Genomic DNA, 21,520 nt, shown 5'->3' with positions numbered 1-21,520 from the left:
CCCCCGGCAATTGCTCAGAAATGCAGTTGACCGAGAAATGCAGCAACTGCTGCCTTGGCAACTGCAAGGCCGTCGCCGGTGGGCACGACAAAATCGGCGCGCGCCCGCTTTTCGGCATCGGAAAGCTGCCTGGCAACAAGCGTCTCGAATTTTTCCGCCGTCATACCCGGACGGGCGAGGACACGAGCCCGCTGCGTGTCGGCTGGTGCCGAAACGACAACCACCTTGTCGACCTCGTTGGCGCGGCCGGTTTCGAAGAGAAGAGGAATATCGAGCACCGCTGCCGGTGCGCCGGCGGCACGGGCTTCATCAAGAAACCCGGCCTCCGCTCGCCGTACCGCTGGATGGACGATGGCCTCCAATCGCTGGAAAGCGTCGGCGTCGCCCGAGAGCCTACCGGCGAGCCTGGCGCGATCCACCTGACCTTTCACCGTAGTCCCTGGAAAAGCCGCCTCAATTTCGGCCGCGAGGGGACCGTTATAAAGAGCATGTACGGTCGCGTCGGCGTCGAACACCGGCAGACCTGCCTGCCGGAACAGATCGGCGGTGGTGGTCTTGCCCATGCCGATCGATCCGGTGAGGCCGATGACGATCAAAGGTCGGCCTCGATCAGCGTGCGAAGCTCTGGCGTTACGGCCGGCCGGCGACCGAACCAGCGCGTAAATCCGGGTACGGCTTGATGGAGCAGCATGCCAAGACCGTCGACGGTCCGGAGGCCCCTTGCCGCGGCAGCGTCCAGAAACGAGGTGACGAGCGGCACGTAGACGATGTCAGTCACCACCGCATCGCTGGGGATGACGCTCATGTCGAGGTCGACGACACCGTCGCCCTTCATGCCAAGCGAGGTGGCATTAACGACAAATCCGGCCGTTGCCGCATATCGATTCGCTGCCGAAATAACATCCGCCGAAGCCCGGCCGGGATAGCGCCCGGCGAGCGACTCGGCCCGAGAAAGAGTCCGATTGACGATACGCACCGTAAAGCCGCGTTCGATCAATGCGTCCACCACCGCGGCGGCGGCACCACCGGCGCCAAGCACGAGCGCCTCGCCGCGCTGCTTGTCCCAATCGGGTGCACGGTCGTCGAGATTGGCGGCAAAGCCAACACCATCCGTATTGTCGGCACATAGCTGGCCATCTTCGATCCAGAGGGTATTGGCAGCACCAATCCGCTCGACGACCGGCTCTCGATGATCTGCCAGGCGAGCGGCTATTTCCTTGTAAGGGATGGTCACGTTGCAGCCGGCAAGCCCACTGTCGGCGAAGCGGGCAAAAAAACGATCGATTCGCTCGGGTTCAACGGCGATGCGACCGTAATCGCCGTCGATGCCAAATTGTTTCAGCCAATGACCGTGGATCAACGGCGACCGCGACTGGCTGACAGGCCAACCGACGACGGCAGCGCGAATCATTGTTCGATCATCCTTTCCTCACGTAGGAACTCAAGCAGCGGCAGCAGCGGCAATCCAAGAATGGTGAAATGATTGCCGTCGATGGCTTCAAACAGCTGAACGCCATAGCCTTCGAGCTGATAGGCGCCAACCGAGCCCAACACCGCTTCACCAACGACCGCGAGGTAGTGACTGATGAAGCGCGTCGACAAGGGTCGCATCGTTAGCCTTGCATTGTCGACGGCGCGATGAAGGACTTCACCATTGCGGGCAAGAGACAAGGCGGAATGAAGCTCGTGGGTGCGGCCGGAAAGACGAGCAAGTTGCCGGCTGGCTTCCTGGCGGTCGTGGGGTTTATGGAAACGCTCGTCACCGAGCGACAGCGTTTGGTCCGCCCCGATGACGAGATCGCCAGGCCGGCGAAGCGATACCTCGACCGCCTTAACGTCGGCAAGCGCCTGCGCCACGTCGGCTGCGGAAAGACCGACGAGATCCTCCTCGATAAGCCGCTCGTCGACATCGGCCGGGACCCGCTTGAAGATAAGGCCGGCACTGGTCAGTAGGGCGGCGCGGGCAGCGCTCGCCGAGGCAAGAACAAGGCTCATTTTTCAGCCGGCATCGGAAAAGGGATCGAGCATTTTGCCATACCGGTGCTGGTCCCAGAGGGCCAGGATAGCGGCGGCGGTTTCTTCGATCGAGCGGCGGGTAACATCGATCATCGGCCAGCCGTGCTCGGTACAGAGGCGCTTGGAATAGAGGATTTCCTGGGCGATCGACGCCTTGTCCACGTAGGTCGAGTTCTGGTTCTGGTCAGCTAGTGCCAATAGACGATTTTGGCGCACATGCATGATACGCTCCGCCGTGGCAATCAGGCAAACGACCAGAGGCCGCCGGGCGGCAACGACTTTTTCAGCAATGGGAATGCCAGGTACCAGCGGAACATTGGCGGTGCGAATGCCACGATTGGCGAGATAGATCGATGTCGGCGTTTTCGAGGTGCGGCTGATGCCGATCAGAATGACATCGGTCTCCTCGATGTCATCGGGCAGAGCGCCATCGTCATGCGCCAGCGTGAAATTCAGCGCATCGATGCGCTTGAAATAATCGGCGTCCATGGCGTGCTGGGCGCCGGCCTTGCCGATCGCCTGCACCTTGAAAAAGGAGCGAAACACGTCGAACACCGGCCGCAACACGTCGATGCAGGGAATGGCGGCCGCCTGGCAAGCTTCCTCGAGCCGAATGGCGAGGTCCTGCTGCACCAGAGTGTAGAGAACGATGCCGGGGGCCGCCTCGATATCGGCAATGACCCTTTCGATATGCCGCACCGAGCGGACCAGCGGGTAGATATGTTCGATCGCCACCATCGATTCATATTGCGCGGTAGCCGCCCGGCCAACGGCGAGCAGCGTCTCGCCGGTGGAATCGGAGACGAGATGGATATGGAAATAAGTCTGGCCCCGCTTCATGGCCGGCGTGCTCCGAAAGAACGGCGAGCCAGCATCTCAGATGGCACCGTGCTTGGCGAGTTCTTTTTTACCGCTTCCGATCAATGGCTTGGCCTATCTTGTCGGGGGACAATCCACAGGGATGCCGACATCGCTTGGACGAAGGTGGACAAAAGCAGCGGAAAATCAGAGCCGGACGGACCCCTGTGGGTAAGCCTTCAAACCATCAACAGGAGAGGCGAATGGGTACCGTCTTAACGTGGTCTGTGGGTGGTGTGCAAAAGCGAAGCTGGTGCTTAACGGTTCATTAACTCTTCGGCAGTCATCCCCATTAACCATTCGTTAAGACTTGCGGCATTCCGCCATCCGTTAAAGTTTTCCACAAAAGCCACAGGCTGAGGGCTCGGATGAGGCCGGACTGGCCGGCCGGAAGAGCCTCTCATGGTTCCGATTGTGGAGAGGCGACAATCCCTGCTATCCCTCGGCAATAAGAAAAAGAAAATCTCTTCAAATAGGATTCTTAACTTGAATACGGCGGACGGCGCGAACACGACGAAGACGGACAAGGCGGCTGAGAAACGACGCCTTCTCAGGGTTCTCGCTGGAGAACGGCTATGGCCACCGCCGGTATGGATGATGCGCCAGGCGGGCCGCTATCTTCCCGAATATAGGGCGACGCGAGCGCAGGCCGGATCGTTTCTGGATCTCTGTTATGCGCCCGAGCTTGCCACTGAGGTGACGCTGCAGCCGATCCGGCGTTTCGGCTTTGACGCGGCGATCCTATTTTCCGATATCCTCGTGGTGCCGGACGCTCTTGGCCAGAAGGTATGGTTTGTCGAGGGGGAAGGTCCTCGATTGGACCCGATCGATCTGGCCAAACCTGATCTCGAACCGCATCGCCTGCTCACACGGCTTGAGCCGGTCATCGAGACAGTTTCACGCATCCGCGCAGAGCTTCCCGACGAGACCACGCTCCTCGGCTTCTGCGGTGCGCCGTGGACGCTTCTCACCTACATGATTGCCGGACGGGGTACGCCCGACCAGATGCCGGCGCGGCGAGCCGCTCTGACCGATCCAAGCGGTGTTGATCGGCTGGTCGATATGCTGGTGGATGCTTCCATCGCCTATCTTGCCGCGCAGCTCCGGGCGGGTGCCGATGCCGTGCAGATTTTCGACACCTGGGCCGGGGTGCTGGACGATGCCGGCTTTCGTCGGTTCGTAATCGAGCCGACCAGGCGGATCGTCGAAGGCGTAAGGGCTCAGATACCCGGCGCTCGGATTATCGGTTTCCCGAAAGGTGCAGGCGGTCACCTTCCGGCTTTCGTGGCTGAGACCGGCGTGGACGCTGTCGGCATCGATTGGCAGGCATCCCTTGATTTCATACGCGACAATGTGCAGCCGCTTGTTCCCGTGCAGGGCAATCTTGATCCGTTGCATATGGTGACCGGCGGGGAGATGTTGGACGCCGCCATCGATCGGATTCTCGACCGGTTGGGCGAGGGCAGGCTGATCTTCAACCTCGGCCACGGCATCACGCCGGATGGTTCGATCGAAAACGTCGCCCGTATGGTGGCACGAGTGCGTGGTGCTGGGGGACGATGATGGGGCTCGGCTATGATTGGATCAAGATCGGCCATCTGTTTTCGGTGATCGCCTGGATGGCCGGCATCTTTTATCTGCCGCGTCTTTTCGTCTATCACGCCGACGCCGAGCAAGGATCCGTTCAGTCGGAAACCTTCAAGGTCATGGAGCGCCGGCTGTTCAAGGGCATCATGCGGCCAGCCATGTATGGCACCTGGATCTTTGGCCTATGGCTGGGAGTGAAAGGCGGTTGGTTTTCCGCGTCCTCCTGGCTTTGGCTGAAGCTGCTGCTGGTGCTGGGCTTGACCGTCTATCATTACCAACTGGACGCGTGGCGGAAGGCTTTTGAGCGCGACGTCAATCGGCATAGCTCCCGCTTCTTTCGGATGATGAACGAGCTGCCGACCCTTCTCCTTTTCGCCATCCTGGTTCTGGTTGTGCTGAAGCCTTTCTGAAACACAAGGCGATGGGCGAGGGTAGCCTGCCGTCTTGCCGCGACGGGCGGAACAGGGTATAGCGAAACCGTCCCCTCACTTCGCGGACAGGCGTCTTCCGACCGAGAAGGTTTGGAAAGTTTCTCCCGCGGCGGTTCCCCACCGTTGCTGCCAGCCCGCGTCCTTCGGAAAAGATCGTCGATGCGTATCCCCGGTTGGGGAATTTTCTGTTTTCGACTTCGATTCCCTTTTTCCAGCCAAGAGATGCCTTGTCCATGTCGGAGATGAAACTCCAGGATCTCAAGAAGAAGACCCCCACCGAACTCCTCGCCGTTGCGGAAGAGGTCGAGGTGGAGAATGCCTCGACCATGCGCAAGCAGGAACTGCTGTTTGCCATTCTGAAGCAGCTCGCTGAACAAGAGGTCGATATCATTGGCGAGGGCGTCGTCGAAGTGCTGCAGGACGGCTTCGGTTTCCTGCGGTCGCCCGACGCGAACTATCTGCCGGGTCCCGACGATATCTACATTTCACCGGCGCAGATCCGTCGCTTTTCGCTCCGGACCGGTGACACCGTCGAAGGGCAGATTCGCAGCCCCAAGGAAGGCGAGCGCTATTTCGCGCTGCTCAAGGTCAACACCGTCAACTTCGAAGACCCCGAGAAGGCACGCCACAAGGTGCACTTCGACAATTTGACGCCGCTCTATCCCGACGAGCGCTTCCGCATGGAAGTCGAGGGCGTGCCGTCGAAGGATTTCTCGGCCCGTGTCATCGATATCGTGGCGCCGCTCGGCAAGGGTCAGCGCGCTCTGATCGTGGCGCCGCCGCGTACCGGCAAGACCGTTCTGTTGCAGAACATCGCCCATTCGATCACCACCAATCATCCGGAATGCTATCTGATCGTTCTGTTGATCGACGAGCGTCCGGAGGAAGTGACCGACATGCAGCGCTCGGTGCGGGGCGAGGTGGTTTCCTCGACCTTTGACGAGCCGGCGACGCGCCACGTCCAGGTGGCGGAAATGGTCATCGAGAAGGCCAAGCGTCTCGTCGAGCATGGCCGCGACGTGGTCATTCTCCTCGACTCGATCACGCGTCTCGGTCGCGCTTACAACACGGTGGTGCCGTCTTCGGGCAAGGTGCTGACCGGTGGTGTCGATGCCAATGCGCTGCAGCGCCCCAAGCGCTTCTTCGGCGCAGCTCGTAACATCGAACAGGGTGGCTCTTTGACGATCATCGCCACGGCGCTGATCGATACCGGTAGCCGCATGGACGAAGTCATCTTCGAAGAGTTCAAGGGCACCGGTAACTCGGAAATCATTCTCGACCGCAAGATTTCCGACAAGCGCGTGTTCCCGGCCATCGATATTCAGCGCTCGGGTACCCGCAAGGAAGATCTGCTGGTGGTGCCGGACAAGCTCAAGAAGACCTTTGTGCTTCGCCGCATTCTCAACCCGATGGGTACCACGGATGCGACCGAGTTCCTGTTGGACAAGCTCCGGCAGACGCGCACCAACGGCGACTTCTTCGATTCCATGAACACTTGACAGATTGTCAGGGTGTTTCACGTGAATCATTGGGACCATCGATTCGGTTCCAATTTGATTCAGGAACGGTTGCAAAGGGCCCGCTGGGCCCTTTGTTGCTTTTGTGGCTCCCGTGAGCACTCGCTCTCTCTGGCGCCAAACTCACTCGACCCCTCCATGGATGACCGAGAGGATTGAGTCGTGACCGATACGATCTTCGCCTTGTCGTCAGGGGCGACGCCGAGCGGTGTCGCCATCGTACGCGTCTCCGGACCCAGCGTTCGATTCGTACTCGAAACAACGATCGGCTTATTGCCCGATCCGCGCCGGGCAGTGTTGAAGGCAATACGGGGCAACGATGGCAAAGTCGTCGATCGGGGCCTGGTGTTGTTCTTTCCGGCACCGGGCAGCTTTACCGGAGAAGACGTTGCCGAATTTCACCTACATGGCGGTCGCGCGGTGGTATCGGCTTTTCTTGGCTTTCTCGGAAGCCAGCCCGGGCTGCGACTGGCTGAGGCTGGTGAGTTCACCCGTCGTGCCTTCGAAAACGGCCGCCTTGACCTGACGGAAGCCGAGGGGCTAGCCGATCTCATCGCGGCCGAGACTGAAGCCCAGCGGCGTCTTGCCTTGCGCTTGGCGGGCGGCGCATTCCGCTCGCGCGCTGAGGGCTGGCGTCAGCGGCTCATTGAGCTCAGGGCGCACGTAGAAGCCGACCTCGATTTTTCTGACGAGGAAGACGTGCCGGAAGGTGTTTCCAGCATGGTCGGCATCGGTGTTGCTGCTTTGCGGAGCGAGATGGAGCGTGAGTTGACGGCCGGCCAGCGCGGCGAGCGAATCCGCGATGGCTTTGAGGTGGTGGTGCTCGGCCCGCCCAATGCGGGCAAGTCCAGCCTCATTAATACATTGGCCGAGCGAGACGTTGCCATTGTCACCGACATACCAGGCACCACGCGCGACCTTCTTGAAGTCCGTCTCGATCTCGATGGTTACGCCGTCACGCTGGTCGATACCGCCGGCCTCCGGGATGGTGGCGATGTCATTGAAGCCGAGGGCATGCGACGGGGCCGGGCGCGCGCAGCGGCGGCGGATCTTATTCTCTGGCTGACTGAGAATGGCGATAGGCCGCCGCAGGATATCTACGCGCTTGGCGTCAAGATTTTCACCGTTCAGACAAAAGCCGATCTCCGGTTGGGTGAGAGGAAAGAGCTGTCGGTCTCAGTTCGAGACCGAACAACCATTGATGCCCTCATCCGGCAGGTGGCAGGGGAAGCGGCCAACCGTCTCGGGGGCGAGCCCCCCTTGGTTACCCGAGCCCGCCAGCGACAATGCCTGCAACAGGCGGTCGAGGCGCTCCACGGCGCGGAAGATGTCAATCTTCCAACCGAGATCGTAGCAGACCGTTTGCGCCAGACCGGCGAAGCGCTTGGTCGCCTGACCGGTCGTATTGACGTTGAGGAAGTGCTTGGCTCGATCTTCTCGACGTTCTGTATCGGTAAATAACCGATTCCTATCCGAAACGAATCGTAGCGCGATTACATTCTGGTCGACCGCGTTTTCGATGATAGATGTGGCGACAAATCGCGGGTGGAGTTGCAAAAAATTAACGGTGTTTCACGTGAAACACTCCACAGCCTGTGGATAAACAGTCGGATTCGCATCCGAACCGAATCCGGAAAACGGCCTGGCCGGCCAAAGGACGACCGAGAAAGCGCAGAAAACGGCGCTTCGGCTTTGACCTTATGGGCCAACTTGCCTTATTAAGGCCGTCCTGAATCGCGAGTTCCAACGCAAACCCTGCAGAGAGCGCGGGTGGATAAACAGCGACAGCCTTACCACAATGAAGATTCGCCCCTTTAGGTGGGGCATCGACAGATATCGGAGCCATGGTGGGCGATTTTGAACGCTTCGACGTGATTGTTATTGGCGGCGGTCACGCCGGTGCCGAGGCGGCGCATGCCGCTGCGCGCAGCGGGGCCAGAACCGCATTGATAACGCACGCTTTTTCGACCATTGGCGCCATGTCCTGCAACCCGGCGATCGGTGGCCTCGGCAAGGGGCACTTGGTGCGCGAGGTTGACGCTCTCGATGGCCTGATGGGTCGCGTGGCCGATGCTGCCGGCATCCAGTTCCGTTTGCTCAACCGGCGCAAGGGACCGGCGGTACGTGGCCCCCGCGCCCAAGCCGATCGCAAACTTTATAAAGCGGCGATGCAGGCCGAGATTTCGGCGGCAACGAACCTGAGGGTGATCGAAGGGGAGGTGGACGATATCGACGTGTCGAATGGGCAGGTTGCGGCGGTCGTCATGGCCGATGGTCGCCGTCTGGCGTGCGGCGCAGTCGTCCTGACGACCGGTACTTTCTTATCCGGCCTGATTCATCTCGGTCCCAAAACGACGCCCGCTGGACGTATTGGCGAGAAGCCGGCCCTCGGGCTATCCCGAACGCTTGCGCGCGTTGGGCTGCGCCTCGGCCGCCTTAAAACCGGCACGCCACCTCGCCTCGACCGTTCCTCGATTGATTACGCCATGCTGGAGGCGCAGCCGGGTGATGACGAGCCGGACCCTTTCTCGACTCTTACAGGCGCGATTACTCAGCCGCAGGTGGCCTGCCATATCACCCGAACCAGCGAGGCCACCCATCGGGTGATCCGGGATAACGTTCATCGCTCGCCGATGTATTCGGGGCAGATCGGCAGCCGTGGACCACGATACTGTCCGTCCATCGAGGACAAGATTGTTCGCTTCGGTGATCGTGATGGCCACCAGATTTTTCTGGAGCCAGAAGGCCTCGACAGCGATCTCGTTTATCCGAACGGTATCTCGACCTCTCTTCCGGAGGACGTGCAGGATGCCATCATTGCCTCCATTCCCGGTCTCGAACATGCGCGCATCGTCCAATATGGCTATGCCATCGAATACGATCACGTTGATCCTCGCGAGCTGCAGCCGACGCTGGAAGCCAAGAAATTGACCGGTTTGTTTCTGGCCGGCCAGATCAACGGCACCACAGGCTATGAGGAAGCGGCGGCGCAGGGGTTGGTGGCCGGCCTCAACGCAGCTCGACGGGCTGGCGGCGCCGACGGTGTCACTTTCGATCGCGCCGAAGCCTATCTCGGCGTGATGATCGACGATCTGGTCACCAAGGGGGTGAGCGAGCCCTATCGGATGTTCACCTCGCGGGCTGAATACAGGTTATCGCTGAGGGCAGACAACGCCGATCAGCGTCTGACCACCCGTGGACTTGACCTCGGCATCGTCGGTTCGGCGCGCAATGCGGCTTTCTCGGCCAAAATGGTGGCGCTTGAGGGTGCACGCCAGTTGGCTCGCTCGCTGTCTCTCAGTCCGCGCGAGGCGGAAGGGCATGGTCTTGCGCTCAATCAGGACGGCGTGCGCCGGACTGCCTACGAGTTGCTGGCTTATCCGGATATGTCGCTTGCTCGCCTCGCCGCCATTTGGCCGGAGCTCGGCCGTTTCGATGGCGTAACAACGGTGGCGCTAGAAACCGAGGCGCTTTATGCCGTTTATCTCAATCGGCAGGAAGCGGACATTGCCGCCTTCAGGCGCGACGAGGCCCGTGCACTCCCTGCCGACCTTGATTACGGAATGGTAACCGGTCTTTCCAACGAGGTGCGGCAGAGGCTTGCAGCCGTACGGCCAGCAACGCTCGGTCAAGCTGGCCGTATCGATGGCGTAACGCCGGCCAGCCTGACCTTGCTGCTCGCCCACTTGCGTAAGCTCGCGGCGCGGCCGACAGGGGAGGTTGCCTGATGGCCGGCAAGGCAGCTGTATCATCTGTGAAGAACGATGCCGACGGTTTGGATGCCGTACGGGCCATTCTCCCGCTCGACGCCGCCATGGAAAGGCGCTTCGTTGCCTATGTCGAACTCGTGCGGAAGTGGCAGCCGATCAAGAATTTGGTAGCACCATCGACGCTTCCCGATATCTGGCGGCGGCACGTGGCTGACGGAGCACAGGCCTTCGCCGCGCTGCCTGCGGCAAAACGCTGGCTTGACCTTGGTTCGGGGGCTGGTTTTCCGGGCCTTGTGACTGCCATTCTGCTGGCCGACACCGAGGGCGGTTCAGTTACGTTGGTGGAATCCAATGGCCGTAAGGCGGCATTCTTGCAAGCCGTGGCTCGAGAGCTGAAATTGCCCGCCAAGATCCTTTGCGAACGGATCGAGTCGATACCGGAACGATTGGCAGCCGGCGATGGTCGATTCGATGCCGTTTCGGCGCGCGCCCTGGCGTCGCTCGACAGGCTTTTCGTCTATGCCGAGCCTTGGCTGACGGCTGGGGCAACCGGCGTTTTCCACAAGGGACAGGATTTTGCTACGGAGCGCCAGCAAGCCGCTCTCTCGTGGGGCTTCGATCTGGTAGAACATCAGAGCCGGATCGAACCCGACAGCCGCATAATCCTCGTCGATAACGTCCGCCGGCTGCCGACTGCCGGCTTTCCAGAGCAGGATGCCCGCCGATGAACCGCCTTCCCACAAGTCCTCGCGTGTTGTCGCTGGCGAACCAGAAGGGTGGCGTTGGCAAGACAACGACGGCCATCAACCTCGGCACGGCGCTGGCCGCCATCGGCGAGGAAGTGTTGATCATCGACCTCGACCCGCAGGGTAACGCATCGACCGGCTTAGGTATCGATCGCAAGTCACGCAAGGTGTCGACCTATGACGTGCTGATCGGCGAAGCGGAACTTCGGGACGCTTTGGTGCCGACGGCGGTGCCGCGCCTGACGGTGGCGCCTTCAACGCTGGATAACCTGGGTGTCGAGCTGGAAATCGCCAGTTCCGGGGACCGTGCCTATCGCCTCAGAAAGGCAATCGCCCGGCATGTCGAGGCGGTCGAGGATGCAGGAGAAAAGCGCTTCACCTACGTGCTGATCGACTGCCCGCCGTCGCTCAATCTTTTGACCATCAACGCCCTCTCGGCATCGCACTCCATCCTGGTGCCGCTGCAATGTGAGTTTTTTGCGCTGGAGGGTTTGTCGCAGCTTTTGTCGACCGTCGAGCAAGTAAAGCGCAGCCTGAACCCAGAGCTGGGCATTCATGGTATCGTGCTCACCATGTACGACGGTCGCAACAACCTCAGCGCCCAGGTGGTGCAGGACGTTCGCACCAATATGGGCGACGCCGTTTACGAGACAATCATTCCGCGCAACGTCCGGGTTTCGGAAGCCCCATCTTATGGAAAGCCGGCGCTGCTCTACGATCTCAAGTGCAGTGGCAGCCAGGCCTATCTGAAGCTGGCGTCTGAGATCATTCAGCGTGAGCGGCGCTTCCGGGCGGTGGCGGCTTAAGGCGTTTCTGGTCCGAAACGAGGCATTTCGGACGGAACGCAGGACAACGGAACATAAGGGCCTTTAGCGAATGCAGAGGTCAACGAGAGCGAAGGGGAAGTCATGAGCAGCGTCAGCGACGAAAGCGGACGTCGGCGGCTCGGCCGAGGACTGGCGGCGCTGATCGGCGACGCCAGTTCCGAGTTTGAGGTGGTGGAGCGGGTGCGCGGCCTTCGCAAGGTGGCGATTGACCTCATCAAGGCCAATCCCAAAAACCCGCGCCGGCTGTTCAAGGAAGAGGAACTCGACGAACTGGCTGGCTCCATCCGTCAGCATGGCATGATCCAGCCGGTGGTGGTGCGGCCGGCGCCGAATGGCGGCAACGGTTACGAGTTGATCGCCGGCGAACGTCGCTGGCGCGCGGCACAGAAGGCGGGCCTGCACGAAATCCCGGTCGTCATTCAGGACGTCACCGACCGTGAGGCGTTGGAAATCGCCATCATCGAAAACGTCCAGCGGCAGGATCTCAACCCGCTGGAAGAGGCGATGGGCTACGATCAGCTCATCCAGGAATTCGAGTACACCCAGAACGACCTTGCCGCGGTGATCGGCAAGAGCCGCAGCCACGTTGCCAATACGCTGCGTCTTCTCAAGCTGCCGGAACCGGTGAAGCAATATCTCAACGACGGCGCGCTGACAGCCGGCCACGCTCGTGCGCTGATCGCTGCCCCCGACCCGGTGGCGCTGGCCAAACGCATCGTCGACGAAGGCTTGACGGTTCGTTCGGCTGAAACGTTGGCGCAGGCGACCATTTCCGAGCCGCATGGCCGGGCAAGGGCGGCAAAGCCGGACAAGGACGCCGATACGCGCGCCCTTGAGAGGCGCCTTTCCGACGCGTTGGGACTATCCGTCGAGATCCGCCACAAACCCAATGGGTCCGGTGAGGTGCGCCTCGGATATTCAAACCTCGACCAGCTCGATGAGATCATTCGCCGGCTGGATGCCTGAGCGCCCGGACTTCGATTCGGAGCCGAAAGAGTCGATAACGAAACGCCCCCGGCGATTGCTCGCCGGGGGCGTTTGTATTTCGGATCCGTTTTTTATCCCATCACTTTGAAAGCTAAAGCGAAACGATGGCGATACATGTCATCAGCGTTGCGATAGCGCCTTTACCATGCGGTCGATACCGTCATCGAGCAAAGCGCGTGGACAGCCGAAATTGAGCCGAACATGCTGCGCGTCGCCACCAAAACTGGAGCCTGGATTGAAGGCAACCTTGGCCATGTCAAGAAAGAAGCGATAGGCGTCGCCGAGTTCGAGCGCGGAGCAATCCAGCCAAGCGAGGTAGGTTGCTTCCGGTGCGTTGATACGGATTTCCGGAATCTCTCGGCCAAGGCGGGCGATCAGATGGTCGCGATTGGCTTCGAGGTAGGCGAGCAGCGCCTGTTTCCATGGACGACCGTGCTTGAGCGCTGCTTCGGTGGCGACGAGGCCGAGTACATTGGCGCCTTCGCTCATGCCGAGGTTGGCGGCGGCGAAGCGGCGCCGCAACTCGGCGTCCGGAATGATGGCATAGGCAGTCTTCAGACCGGCAATGTTGTAGGTCTTGCTGGCAGCCATCAGCGTGATGGTATGGCTGGCGACCTCAGGCGACAGCGCGGCGATCGGTACATGCCTTTTACCGCCGTAGACGATGTCGCAATGAATCTCATCCGAAATGATTACCGCACCTGACGAAAGGCAGGCTTTGGCGATGGCTTCGAGCTCGGTTCGTGTCCGCAGCTTGCCGGTGGGATTATGTGGATTACACAGCAGGAACGCTTTCGCGTCGGCCAGCGCAGCGGTGAGCCGACCGATATCGACGGCAGTCCCTTCGGAGACGGGCAGAACCGGCACATCGACGCGCGTAAGTCCCCAGTTGTCGGCAGCGGAGAGGATCGGCGGATAGACCGGCGTCTCCACCACCAGGCGGTCGCCAGCCTCAGTGAAGGCCTTAAGCGCCTGGTTGAAGCCGGGGACCACACCGGGCAGGAACACCACGTCGGCTGGCGATATGGACCAGCCGTAGAGGTCCCGCATGTCAGCGGCTATTACGTCGCGGAGCGTCGCCGGGCCGGGTCCGCCATAGCCGAATACCGGATGTCCCAGGCGGTCGCGCAAGGCAGCGGCGATGGGCTCGGCAACCGGGAAGTCCATGTCGGCCACCCACATCGGCAGCACGCCCTCCGGATAGCGGTCCCATTTCGAGGTGGGTACCTGCCGTCGGTCGAGGACGGTATCGAAGTCGTGGACAGCCATGAACAAAAGTCCTTACGCTAGAGACAGATCAGACGACACTAGACCCAAAGGCCGGATTTGATCCAGCCTTTGGATGGGTATGGCGTGGCAAGAAGGAAAGCTGTCAGGCTCGCTTGGGCTCGATGAGGTCCCAGCGGTTGCCATAGAGATCCTCGAAGACGGCGACGGTGCCATAGGCTTCGAATCGTGGTTTTTCGAGGAAGCCCACGCCCCGGCTCAGGAAGAGTGCGTGGTCGCGGGCAAAATCGTCGGTTTCGAGGAAAAGGAAGACGCGGCCGCCTGTTTGATCGCCAATGTGCGCGGCCTGTTCCGGGCCATCGGCACGGGCGAGCAGCAGGGCAGTGCCACCTTCGGCCGGAGCGACCCGCACCCAGCGCTTGCCATCGCCCAGCGGCGTGTCGTCGAGAAGCGAAAATCCGAGCTTACCGACGTAAAAGGCGATCGCCTCGTCATAATCGGCTACCAGCAGCGCCAAACTGGAAATGGTCCGGCTCATGCGGACTCCTTGGGAGCGCCCGGCTGCTCGACGGCATGGCGCGATAGAAGTGGCAACTGGGCGACCGAGAAGGCCAGAGTGAGCGGCATGATGCCCCAGACCTTGAAGGCGATCCAGAATTCCGTCGTCTGGGTGCGCCAGATGACCTCATTGAGGATCGCGAGAAGGAAAAAGAACAAGCCCCATCGGATCGTCAGCTTGCGCCAGCCATCATCATCGAGATGGAAGGCACCATCGAAAACGTAGCCGAGCAGCGTTTTGCCGAACAGGAGACCGCCGAGGAGCGCTCCGCCGAACAAGGAATTGACGATGGTCGGCTTCATCTTGATGAAGGTATCGTCGTGCAGCACCAAGGTCAGCGTGCCGAAGATGGCAACGACGATGCCCGTCACCAGCGGCATAATGGCGAGGCGCCGGTTGATCATCCAGGATGCAACGAGCGCTACAGCCATTGCGGCCATGAAAGCGCCTGTGGCGGCGAAGATGCCGAAGCGGCCGTTGGCAAAGAAGAAGACCAGAAGGGGTCCGAGTTCCAGCCCGAGCTTGAGCCAGGGGTTCTCGGCCTTTCGGCCAGCGGCGGGCAGGTCGGTCATCGATCGCTCCTGGCGGACTATTTGTACTTCGAATAGTTGATCTGGAACCACTCGGGATTGGTCGGGGTGCCAATCTTGGTTTCGTAGATCGCGACAGTGGTGTCCAGTCCCTGATCGTCGGTCACCGTCCATTGCTTCAGCTCGGTGGTCTTGGCGTCGAAATAAAGCGTCAGGTGATTGGTGACGAAGGTGCCGGGATCCTGCAGGCGAATGACAATGAAGTCGGAATCGGCGCTGACCGACTGCACCACCGCCTCCTCGAGAAGATCGATGTTCTTGTCGAGCAGGAAACGCAATGGGGTCTCAGACAGCAGATAAAGCGTCTGCGACTGCATCGCCTTGTCGTCGACAGCTACCGTCCGGCCGTCGACGGTGATGTCGAGCTGGGCCGGCGGATAGTAGCGGAAGCGCATCTTGCCGGGTCGATCGATGACGAAATAACCGGTGGTTTCGCCGCCATCGGGCGCCGTCTGCAGGAACTTGCCTTCGAAGGTGGTGATCGAATTGAAATAGCGGTTGACCGCCTGCACCGTGGTGAGCTGCTCAGGCGAGAGATTGGCGAGGTTAGGTTTGGCAACCGCACCCGTTACCGCAACGGGAATTGCCGCTGCCGTGAGCGCCAGCGTCAGGCCGGCAGCGCCAACGCTATTCAGGAACGCTCGGCGCCCCATCCTCTGGGTCTGATACATCGCGGACACCTTCTCCTTTGTCGGCTCCCGCGCCGGTGCGGGACGTTTCGGCAAACGATTCTCTTCACTTAAAGACCAGATGATGGCGAAACAAGGTGGAGCTTCCGCCATCGTCTTGACAAGACGGCCGGCGACGCCAAAGACAGGCATGGCGGGGCAGTGCAATGAAGGCCGCTGCTTTGGCATGCTCTGGCCGCCGGCCTGGGTGACCTCGACGGAGAATGGAGGAAAACATGACCATTTCCGAAGCGCTTGGACGGGTACGGGCGGCGATCGAGGGTGCTGAAGAGGAGGCTGGGCGGCCGGCTGGTTCAGTGACGCTAATCGCCGTTTCCAAAACCTTTCCCGAGGCGGACGTCCGGGCGGCTATCGCTGCCGGGCAGCTGGTGTTCGGCGAAAATCGTGTGCAGGAGGCGGCGGCCAAGTTCCCGCAGGTGAAGGCGGACTTTCCGGCGGTGGAACTGCACTTGATCGGGCCGCTGCAATCGAACAAAACACACGAGGCGGTCGCCTTGTTCGATGTCATCCATAGTGTCGACCGCGAGAAAATCGCCGCAGTCCTTGCCAAGGAAATGCAGGCGCAGGGCCGTTTCCCCAAACTGTTCGTTCAGGTCAATACCGGAGAAGAGCTGCAGAAGGCCGGCGTTGCCCCGCGTGAGACGGTCGACTTCGTCAAGCGGTGCCGTGAGGTGCATGGTCTTACCATCGCCGGCCTGATGTGCATTCCGCCGGCTGGCGATCCACCGGCGCCGCATTTCGCGCTGCTCGATGAATTGGCGCGGCGAGCCGGCGTCGCCTTCCGCTCGATGGGCATGTCGTCGGACTATGAGACGGCCATCGGGCAGGGCGCGACACATGTGCGCGTCGGCAGCGCCATCTTCGGCAACCGCGACTACGGGGCCGCCTGAGTGCCAATTGCCTTGTCGATCGCCGGCATCAACTCGGCCGAAATCCGTTGCGGCGTGAGAGGGCCGACCAGTTTGGCGGTGATGCGACCATTGGCGACAACAAAGGTTTCCGGCACGCCATAGACGCCCCAGTCGATGCCGACACGGCCGTTCCGGTCGGCACCGATGGCGGCGTAAGGATTACCGAGCCCGTTGAGGAAGCGCAGCGCCTGGTCGTCGGCGTCCTTGTAGTTGAGGCCGTAGAGGCGGATCCGCTGGTCTTTTGCCAAGTCCGTCAGGAGCGGATGCTCGGCGCGACAGGGCGCGCACCAACTGGCAAAGACATTGACGACAAAGACGCCTTTGGCGAGATCGCCACTCGAAAGCCCGGCAACCGGCGCCCCATCCCGCGTCAGGCCGGCAATGCCGTCAAGCCGGAAATCCGGTACCGGCTTGCCGATCAGCGCCGACGGAACTTCCGAAGGATCGCCAGCGCTAAGCCTGGCATAGAACAGGACTGCGAGCGCCAGAAACAAGGCGAGCGGGACGAGCGCCAGAAACCCGACGCGGCGCGATGGCTTGCTCACGCTTGGGTCTCCAGGGGTGTCTCAGGCGCCAGACGGGCGGCGGAGCGCGCCGACCGGCGCGTAAGGCCACGTGCTTCGAGCGCGGCAAGCGTATTCCTGAGCCGACGATGATCGAGGATGACCCAGAGGGTTAGGCCAACGGCGGCGAGTATTGCCGCGCCATAGCTCAAAAGGATGAAACCGGCGTAGGGGCCGAGGGCGGCGATCATCGGATGGCTCCGGCAGCGGTCAGGCCAAGGGCGCGGATGCGTCGACGCAGGATCTCGTTGCGCATGGCGGCCAGATGCAGGGTGATGAGAAGGAAGGTGAAGGCAAGGGCCATGGCGGCGAGCGGCACCAGCATGGTCGCATCGATGGTAGGGCCGCCGAGGCGGAATACCGAGGCGGGCTGATGCAGCGTGTTCCACCAATCGACGGAAAACTTGATGATCGGCAGGTTGACGGAGCCGACCAGGATCAGGATCGCCGCGGCACGAGCCCCCCGCGTCGGATCTTCGATGGTGCGCCAGAGAGCGATGAGTCCCAGATACATGATGAACAGCACCAGCACCGAAGTCAGTCGCGCGTCCCACTCCCAGTAGGTGCCCCACATCGGCCGGCCCCACAGCGAGCCGGTCACCAGGGCGAGCGCGGTAAACGTGGCGCCGATCGGCGCGGCGGCGCGAGCGGCCACGTCGGCAAGGGGATGCCGCCAGACCAGCGTGCCAAGCGCGGAGACTGCCATGATGGTGTAGGTCAGCATGGACAGCCAGGCCGAGGGCACGTGGATATACATGATCCTGACGGTCTCACCCTGGAGATAGTCGGCCGGTGAGCGGGCGACCAGCGTGAGACCCACGGCAAACAGGACGAGAGTGAGGCCGGCGAGCCAAGGAATCAAACGGCCGGCGAGCGTCAGAAAACGGGTAGGGTTGGCCAGGTCGGAGAGGGACATGCTTGCCTCAAAGCGGGGCGCCAGGCGCCAGTCGCGGCTTCGACGTATTCCGGATTGCACACATAGCGATTTCGTCAATGGCCGGCAATCCGCAGCGGTTCAGGGGGCATTGAGCCTCTAGGCGTAGCATCAATCGCCGAGACCGGCGATAGCACGGGCGAAATCGCGAGCTTCGAAAGGCTCCAGGTCGTCGATGCCTTCGCCGACGCCGATGAAGTGCACCGGCAGACCGAATTTCTCGGCGATGGCGATGAGAATGCCACCGCGGGCGGTCCCGTCGAGCTTGGTCATGACGAGGCCGGTGACACCGGCCGTCCGGCCAAAGACCTCGACCTGGGAAACGGCATTCTGGCCGGTGGTGGCGTCGAGCACCAGCAGCACGTCGTGCGGCGCCGTGGGATCGATCTTGCGAAGGACGCGGACGACCTTCTCGAGTTCAGCCATCAGCTCGGCCTTGTTCTGAAGGCGGCCGGCCGTGTCGATCATCAGCACGTCGATGCCTTCGGCCTTTGCCCGGGTCAGCGCATCGAAGGCGAGGCCGGCCGAATCGGCACCGACGTCACGGGCAACGATCGGCACGTTCGCCCGACCGGCCCATACCTTCAGCTGATCGATGGCGGCGGCGCGGAAGGTGTCACCGGCGGCCAGCATGACCTTTTTACCTTCGACGGTGAATTTGGAAGCCAGCTTGCCGATGGTGGTCGTCTTGCCTGAGCCGTTGACGCCTACCACCAGCACCACCTGAGGCGCCTTGTCGGCCTTCAGTGCGAAGGGTACGGCCACAGGCACCAGGACCTTCTCCACCTCGGCGGCAAGGATGGTTTTCACTTCCTCGTCGGTAATGTCCTTGCCGTAGCGTTCGGCTGACAGACGGGCGGTGATGGCCGAGGCAACGGCGACACCGAGATCGGCCTGAATCATCACATCTTCAAGCTCTTCCAGCGTGTCGGCATCGAGCTTGCGCTTGGTGAAAATGGAGACGATGCCGCCGCCGATCGCCTGTGAGGAGCGCGACATGCCACTCGTGAGACGCTGGAACCAGGACGTGCGTTCAACCACGATCGGCGCCACCGGTTCCGCCTGTGATTCACGTGTATCTGGCGCTTCGCGTCCACCACCAAACCAACGACCGATGAGACCCGGCTTCTTGTCGTCCGACATGTCGTTCGTCCTTCGCCTCAGGCGGCTTTGGAAATGAGAGTACGGTCGGTACGACCAGTCACGACGGCCGGCACGATTTCGCCGGGCACGCCACGGTCGATCTCGGTGAGCGTGAACTGTTCGGTACGGCCCAGTCCGTCCTTTTCGACCAGCACGGCGTGATGCCGGCCGGCCTCGGCGTCGAGGTGGGCGCGGAACGCGATGTCGCCCTTATCGCGCAACCTGGAGGCGCGATGCTTTATTTCCGCCCTCTCTACTTGTGGCATGCGGGCAGCCGGCGTACCTGGACGTGGCGAATAGGGGAAGACGTGAAGGTGGGTAAGGCCACAGTCGTCGACGATGGCGAGCGAGTTCTGGAACATCGCCTCGGTTTCGGTCGGGAAGCCGGCGATGATATCGGCGCCGAACACCATATCGGGCCTGAGGCGCCGCGCCTCGTCGCAGAAGCGGATGGCGTCGGCGCGCAGATGCCGGCGCTTCATGCGCTTCAGGATCAGGTCGTCGCCATGCTGGAGCGACAGATGCATATGCGGCATCAGCCGCTCTTCCTCGGCGATGGCCGCCATCAGGTCAGGATCGGCCTCGATCGAATCAATGGACGAGATGCGCAGGCGAGAAAGCTCCGGCACCTCCTTCAGGATGGACCGGGTCAGGCGGCCGAGGCGAGGGATGCCGGGGAGGTCGTCGCCATAGGAGGTGAGATCGACGCCGGTCAGCACCACCTCGGCGTAGCCATTCTCGACGAGGCGGCGCACCTGGGCCACCACGTCGCCCATCGGCACCGAGCGGGAATTGCCCCGACCGAAGGGGATGATGCAGAACGTGCAGCGATGGTCGCAGCCGTTCTGAACCTGCACGAAAGCGCGGGTGCGGCCTTCGAATCCGTCGACGAGGTGCAGCGCCGTCTCGCGCACGCTCATGATGTCGTTGACGCGGGTCTTTTCCTCTGCCGAAACGCCAAAATCAGGGATCGATTGATAGGCTGCCTCGGTGAGTTTGTCGGCGTTGCCGACCACCAGATCGACCTCGGCCATGCCGGCAAACAGCTCGGGCGAGGTCTGGGCGGCGCAGCCGGTCACGACGATGCGGGCAGCGGGATTGGCGCGTCGCGCGCGGCGGATCGCTTGTTTGGCTTGGCGCACGGCTTCGCCGGTAACGGCGCAGGTGTTGACTAGCACGGCCTCGGAAAGGCCCGCCTCGACCGCCTTCTGTCGCATCACTTCCGATTCCGCCGTGTTGAGGCGGCAGCCGAAAGTGATCACTTCGATCGCCATGCTTTCGTTCCGATGCTGATGTTCAGACCGGCTATATGGCGGAAAGGCGCGGAAATTGCCAGAGCGGAAACCGCACGCCAGGGCGGCTCACGCCGGACGACGAGCGTGCAGGACATGCGGGCCGAATTCCCCGCCGTCCGTCGAGGGCTCGCCAAGATAGCGCTGCCGAAGCCCTTGCAGGTCGAGATCTTCGATATCGGACAGCCCGAAATTGGCGAGTTCGGTGGCAAGCGTCGCCGGCGTGACGAGACCGAGCCAGGGTTCGCCGGTCTTGGCTGCCTCGGCCATCAGTTTCTCGGTGACGGCACGACCTCTGGGGTCCTGGTCTTCCGGCGTCGTCGTATAGTCGAGGACGATTTCGGAGCCTGGGAGGTTGGCAATAAAACGAAAAACCGCCTGTCTTACTGCTGTTGGCAGGTAAATGACGACGCCGAGCATTTGAAAGAAGGTTGGCTCGCCTGCCTGCCAGCCGGCCGCTGCCAGCGCCGCGCCAATGTCATTCTCGCCGAATATCGCCGGTATCAGCGTGAGACCGGCCGGCAGCCTCGGTCCGAAGCGCAAGAGGCGGCGGCGCTTGTCGGCCTGGGTTGACGGATGATCGACCTCGAAGATGCGAAGGCCCGCTGCGCGATGGGGATTGCGGAGAGAGAGGGTGTCGAGGCCGGCACCGAGTATCACCACCTGCCGACAGCCGCGTTCCACCGCCTCAGCCAAAGCATCGTCGGCATATCGGCTGCGGGCGGCCATGAGGAAGCGCATCGTCCGATAGCCGGGGATGATCGGAAGGCCCATCATCAATGGAGCGCCTTCCGGCCCGAGCATGTCCTCGGCGAATGGATCGCGGAATATCCGGCCGTCGTCTTGGGTCTGGTGCGCTGCGCGCAGGGCTGCGACGACTTGGGCTGTGTTACTGGCGGTGCGGTGTTCCAAGGAACCGCCTCCATAAAATAA

Annotated in this window: 23 protein-coding genes; 9 read left to right on the top strand and 14 right to left on the bottom strand. The window is 61.6% G+C overall.

The window, feature by feature from the left end:
- Positions 1-14: 14 nt before the first annotated feature.
- Genes coaE through G522_RS26745 form a run of 4 tightly spaced genes read right to left on the bottom strand, consistent with a single transcriptional unit; the run spans position 15 to position 2,856 of the window.
- A complete protein-coding gene (gene coaE / locus G522_RS0113315) occupies positions 15-596 on the bottom strand; it encodes a dephospho-CoA kinase (RefSeq protein WP_026791472.1) in 582 nt (193 codons plus the stop codon).
- Positions 593-1,411 carry a shikimate dehydrogenase gene (locus G522_RS0113310; RefSeq protein ID WP_026791471.1) on the bottom strand — a complete coding sequence of 273 codons (819 nt, stop codon included), beginning with the start codon at positions 1,409-1,411 and terminating at the stop codon, positions 593-595. The genes coaE and G522_RS0113310 overlap by 4 nt, the downstream gene beginning before the upstream one ends.
- A complete protein-coding gene (locus G522_RS0113305; RefSeq protein ID WP_026791470.1) occupies positions 1,408-1,995 on the bottom strand; it encodes a Maf family protein in 588 nt (195 codons plus the stop codon). Before G522_RS0113305 ends, G522_RS0113310 begins: the two co-directional genes overlap by 4 nt.
- Positions 1,996-1,998: 3 nt before the next feature.
- A complete protein-coding gene (locus G522_RS26745) occupies positions 1,999-2,856 on the bottom strand; it encodes a pyruvate, water dikinase regulatory protein (protein WP_036839243.1) in 858 nt (285 codons plus the stop codon).
- A gap of 504 nt (positions 2,857-3,360) precedes the next feature.
- Here G522_RS26745 and hemE point away from each other — a divergent pair.
- The 8 genes from hemE (at position 3,361) to G522_RS0113260 (ending at position 12,658) form a co-directional block, all read left to right on the top strand.
- Complete coding sequence (gene hemE, locus G522_RS26740) at positions 3,361-4,437, top strand: uroporphyrinogen decarboxylase (RefSeq protein ID WP_051228604.1); 1,077 nt, start codon at positions 3,361-3,363, stop codon at positions 4,435-4,437.
- On the top strand, positions 4,437-4,871 hold the full coding sequence (gene hemJ / locus G522_RS0113290) for a protoporphyrinogen oxidase HemJ (protein WP_026791469.1): 435 nt from the start codon (positions 4,437-4,439) through the stop codon (positions 4,869-4,871). The genes hemE and hemJ overlap by 1 nt, the downstream gene beginning before the upstream one ends.
- Before the next feature lie 254 nt (positions 4,872-5,125).
- Positions 5,126-6,391, top strand: coding sequence for a transcription termination factor Rho (rho, locus tag G522_RS0113285; protein ID WP_026791468.1), 1,266 nt, complete (start codon positions 5,126-5,128; stop codon positions 6,389-6,391).
- Between the two features lie 180 nt (positions 6,392-6,571).
- Positions 6,572-7,870: a tRNA uridine-5-carboxymethylaminomethyl(34) synthesis GTPase MnmE gene (gene mnmE / locus G522_RS0113280; protein ID WP_026791467.1), complete on the top strand. Its 1,299-nt coding sequence runs from the start codon at positions 6,572-6,574 to the stop codon at positions 7,868-7,870.
- Positions 7,871-8,253: 383 nt separating this feature from the next.
- Complete coding sequence (gene mnmG / locus G522_RS0113275) at positions 8,254-10,137, top strand: tRNA uridine-5-carboxymethylaminomethyl(34) synthesis enzyme MnmG (RefSeq protein ID WP_026791466.1); 1,884 nt, start codon at positions 8,254-8,256, stop codon at positions 10,135-10,137.
- Positions 10,137-10,847, top strand: coding sequence for a 16S rRNA (guanine(527)-N(7))-methyltransferase RsmG (rsmG, locus tag G522_RS26735; protein WP_210162922.1), 711 nt, complete (start codon positions 10,137-10,139; stop codon positions 10,845-10,847). The genes mnmG and rsmG overlap by 1 nt, the downstream gene beginning before the upstream one ends.
- Complete coding sequence (locus G522_RS0113265) at positions 10,844-11,671, top strand: ParA family protein (protein ID WP_026791465.1); 828 nt, start codon at positions 10,844-10,846, stop codon at positions 11,669-11,671. The genes rsmG and G522_RS0113265 overlap by 4 nt, the downstream gene beginning before the upstream one ends.
- Positions 11,672-11,773: 102 nt before the next feature.
- Positions 11,774-12,658 carry a ParB/RepB/Spo0J family partition protein gene (locus G522_RS0113260; RefSeq protein WP_026791464.1) on the top strand — a complete coding sequence of 295 codons (885 nt, stop codon included), beginning with the start codon at positions 11,774-11,776 and terminating at the stop codon, positions 12,656-12,658.
- Between the two features lie 141 nt (positions 12,659-12,799).
- On the opposite strand, the gene G522_RS0113255 is transcribed toward G522_RS0113260, so the two are convergent.
- The 4 genes from G522_RS0113255 to G522_RS0113240 all read right to left on the bottom strand — a co-directional run bounded on the left by G522_RS0113255 (position 12,800) and on the right by G522_RS0113240 (position 15,726).
- Positions 12,800-13,948 carry a MalY/PatB family protein gene (locus tag G522_RS0113255; protein WP_026791463.1) on the bottom strand — a complete coding sequence of 383 codons (1,149 nt, stop codon included), beginning with the start codon at positions 13,946-13,948 and terminating at the stop codon, positions 12,800-12,802.
- A 103-nt stretch (positions 13,949-14,051) separates the two neighbouring features.
- Complete coding sequence (locus G522_RS0113250; RefSeq protein ID WP_026791462.1) at positions 14,052-14,444, bottom strand: VOC family protein; 393 nt, start codon at positions 14,442-14,444, stop codon at positions 14,052-14,054.
- The gene (locus G522_RS0113245) at positions 14,441-15,037 is read right to left on the bottom strand and encodes a septation protein A (protein WP_026791461.1); all 597 of its coding nucleotides are present in this window, start codon (positions 15,035-15,037) and stop codon (positions 14,441-14,443) included. Before G522_RS0113245 ends, G522_RS0113250 begins: the two co-directional genes overlap by 4 nt.
- A gap of 17 nt (positions 15,038-15,054) precedes the next feature.
- A complete protein-coding gene (locus G522_RS0113240) occupies positions 15,055-15,726 on the bottom strand; it encodes a LolA family protein (RefSeq protein ID WP_026791460.1) in 672 nt (223 codons plus the stop codon).
- Positions 15,727-15,959: 233 nt separating this feature from the next.
- Here G522_RS0113240 and G522_RS0113235 point away from each other — a divergent pair, with 233 nt between their 5' ends.
- Positions 15,960-16,634 carry a YggS family pyridoxal phosphate-dependent enzyme gene (locus G522_RS0113235; RefSeq protein ID WP_036839331.1) on the top strand — a complete coding sequence of 225 codons (675 nt, stop codon included), beginning with the start codon at positions 15,960-15,962 and terminating at the stop codon, positions 16,632-16,634.
- On the opposite strand, the gene G522_RS0113230 is transcribed toward G522_RS0113235, so the two are convergent.
- The 6 genes from G522_RS0113230 to G522_RS0113205 all read right to left on the bottom strand — a co-directional run bounded on the left by G522_RS0113230 (position 16,619) and on the right by G522_RS0113205 (position 21,499).
- Positions 16,619-17,200, bottom strand: coding sequence for a DsbE family thiol:disulfide interchange protein (locus tag G522_RS0113230; RefSeq protein WP_026791458.1), 582 nt, complete (start codon positions 17,198-17,200; stop codon positions 16,619-16,621). The two genes, G522_RS0113235 and G522_RS0113230, sit on opposite strands and share 16 nt — an antisense overlap.
- The gene (ccmD, locus tag G522_RS0113225) at positions 17,197-17,409 is read right to left on the bottom strand and encodes a heme exporter protein CcmD (RefSeq protein ID WP_026791457.1); all 213 of its coding nucleotides are present in this window, start codon (positions 17,407-17,409) and stop codon (positions 17,197-17,199) included. Before ccmD ends, G522_RS0113230 begins: the two co-directional genes overlap by 4 nt.
- A complete protein-coding gene (locus G522_RS26730) occupies positions 17,406-18,134 on the bottom strand; it encodes a heme ABC transporter permease (RefSeq protein WP_036839239.1) in 729 nt (242 codons plus the stop codon). The genes ccmD and G522_RS26730 overlap by 4 nt, the downstream gene beginning before the upstream one ends.
- A gap of 129 nt (positions 18,135-18,263) precedes the next feature.
- The gene (gene ftsY, locus G522_RS0113215) at positions 18,264-19,295 is read right to left on the bottom strand and encodes a signal recognition particle-docking protein FtsY (protein WP_026791456.1); all 1,032 of its coding nucleotides are present in this window, start codon (positions 19,293-19,295) and stop codon (positions 18,264-18,266) included.
- Positions 19,296-19,312: 17 nt separating this feature from the next.
- The gene (gene mtaB, locus G522_RS0113210; RefSeq protein WP_026791455.1) at positions 19,313-20,569 is read right to left on the bottom strand and encodes a tRNA (N(6)-L-threonylcarbamoyladenosine(37)-C(2))-methylthiotransferase MtaB; all 1,257 of its coding nucleotides are present in this window, start codon (positions 20,567-20,569) and stop codon (positions 19,313-19,315) included.
- A gap of 87 nt (positions 20,570-20,656) precedes the next feature.
- Positions 20,657-21,499 (bottom strand): class I SAM-dependent methyltransferase, encoded by an 843-nt coding sequence (locus G522_RS0113205; protein ID WP_026791454.1) that lies wholly within the window; start codon positions 21,497-21,499, stop codon positions 20,657-20,659.
- Between the last annotated feature and the right edge of the window lie 21 nt (positions 21,500-21,520).

It is taken from the genome of Pleomorphomonas oryzae DSM 16300 (assembly GCF_000422965.1).
GTDB classification, from domain to species: domain Bacteria; phylum Pseudomonadota; class Alphaproteobacteria; order Rhizobiales; family Pleomorphomonadaceae; genus Pleomorphomonas; species Pleomorphomonas oryzae.
The sequence above is the reverse complement of the archived record's forward strand: the minus strand, read 5'-3'. Positions and strand labels throughout refer to the sequence as shown.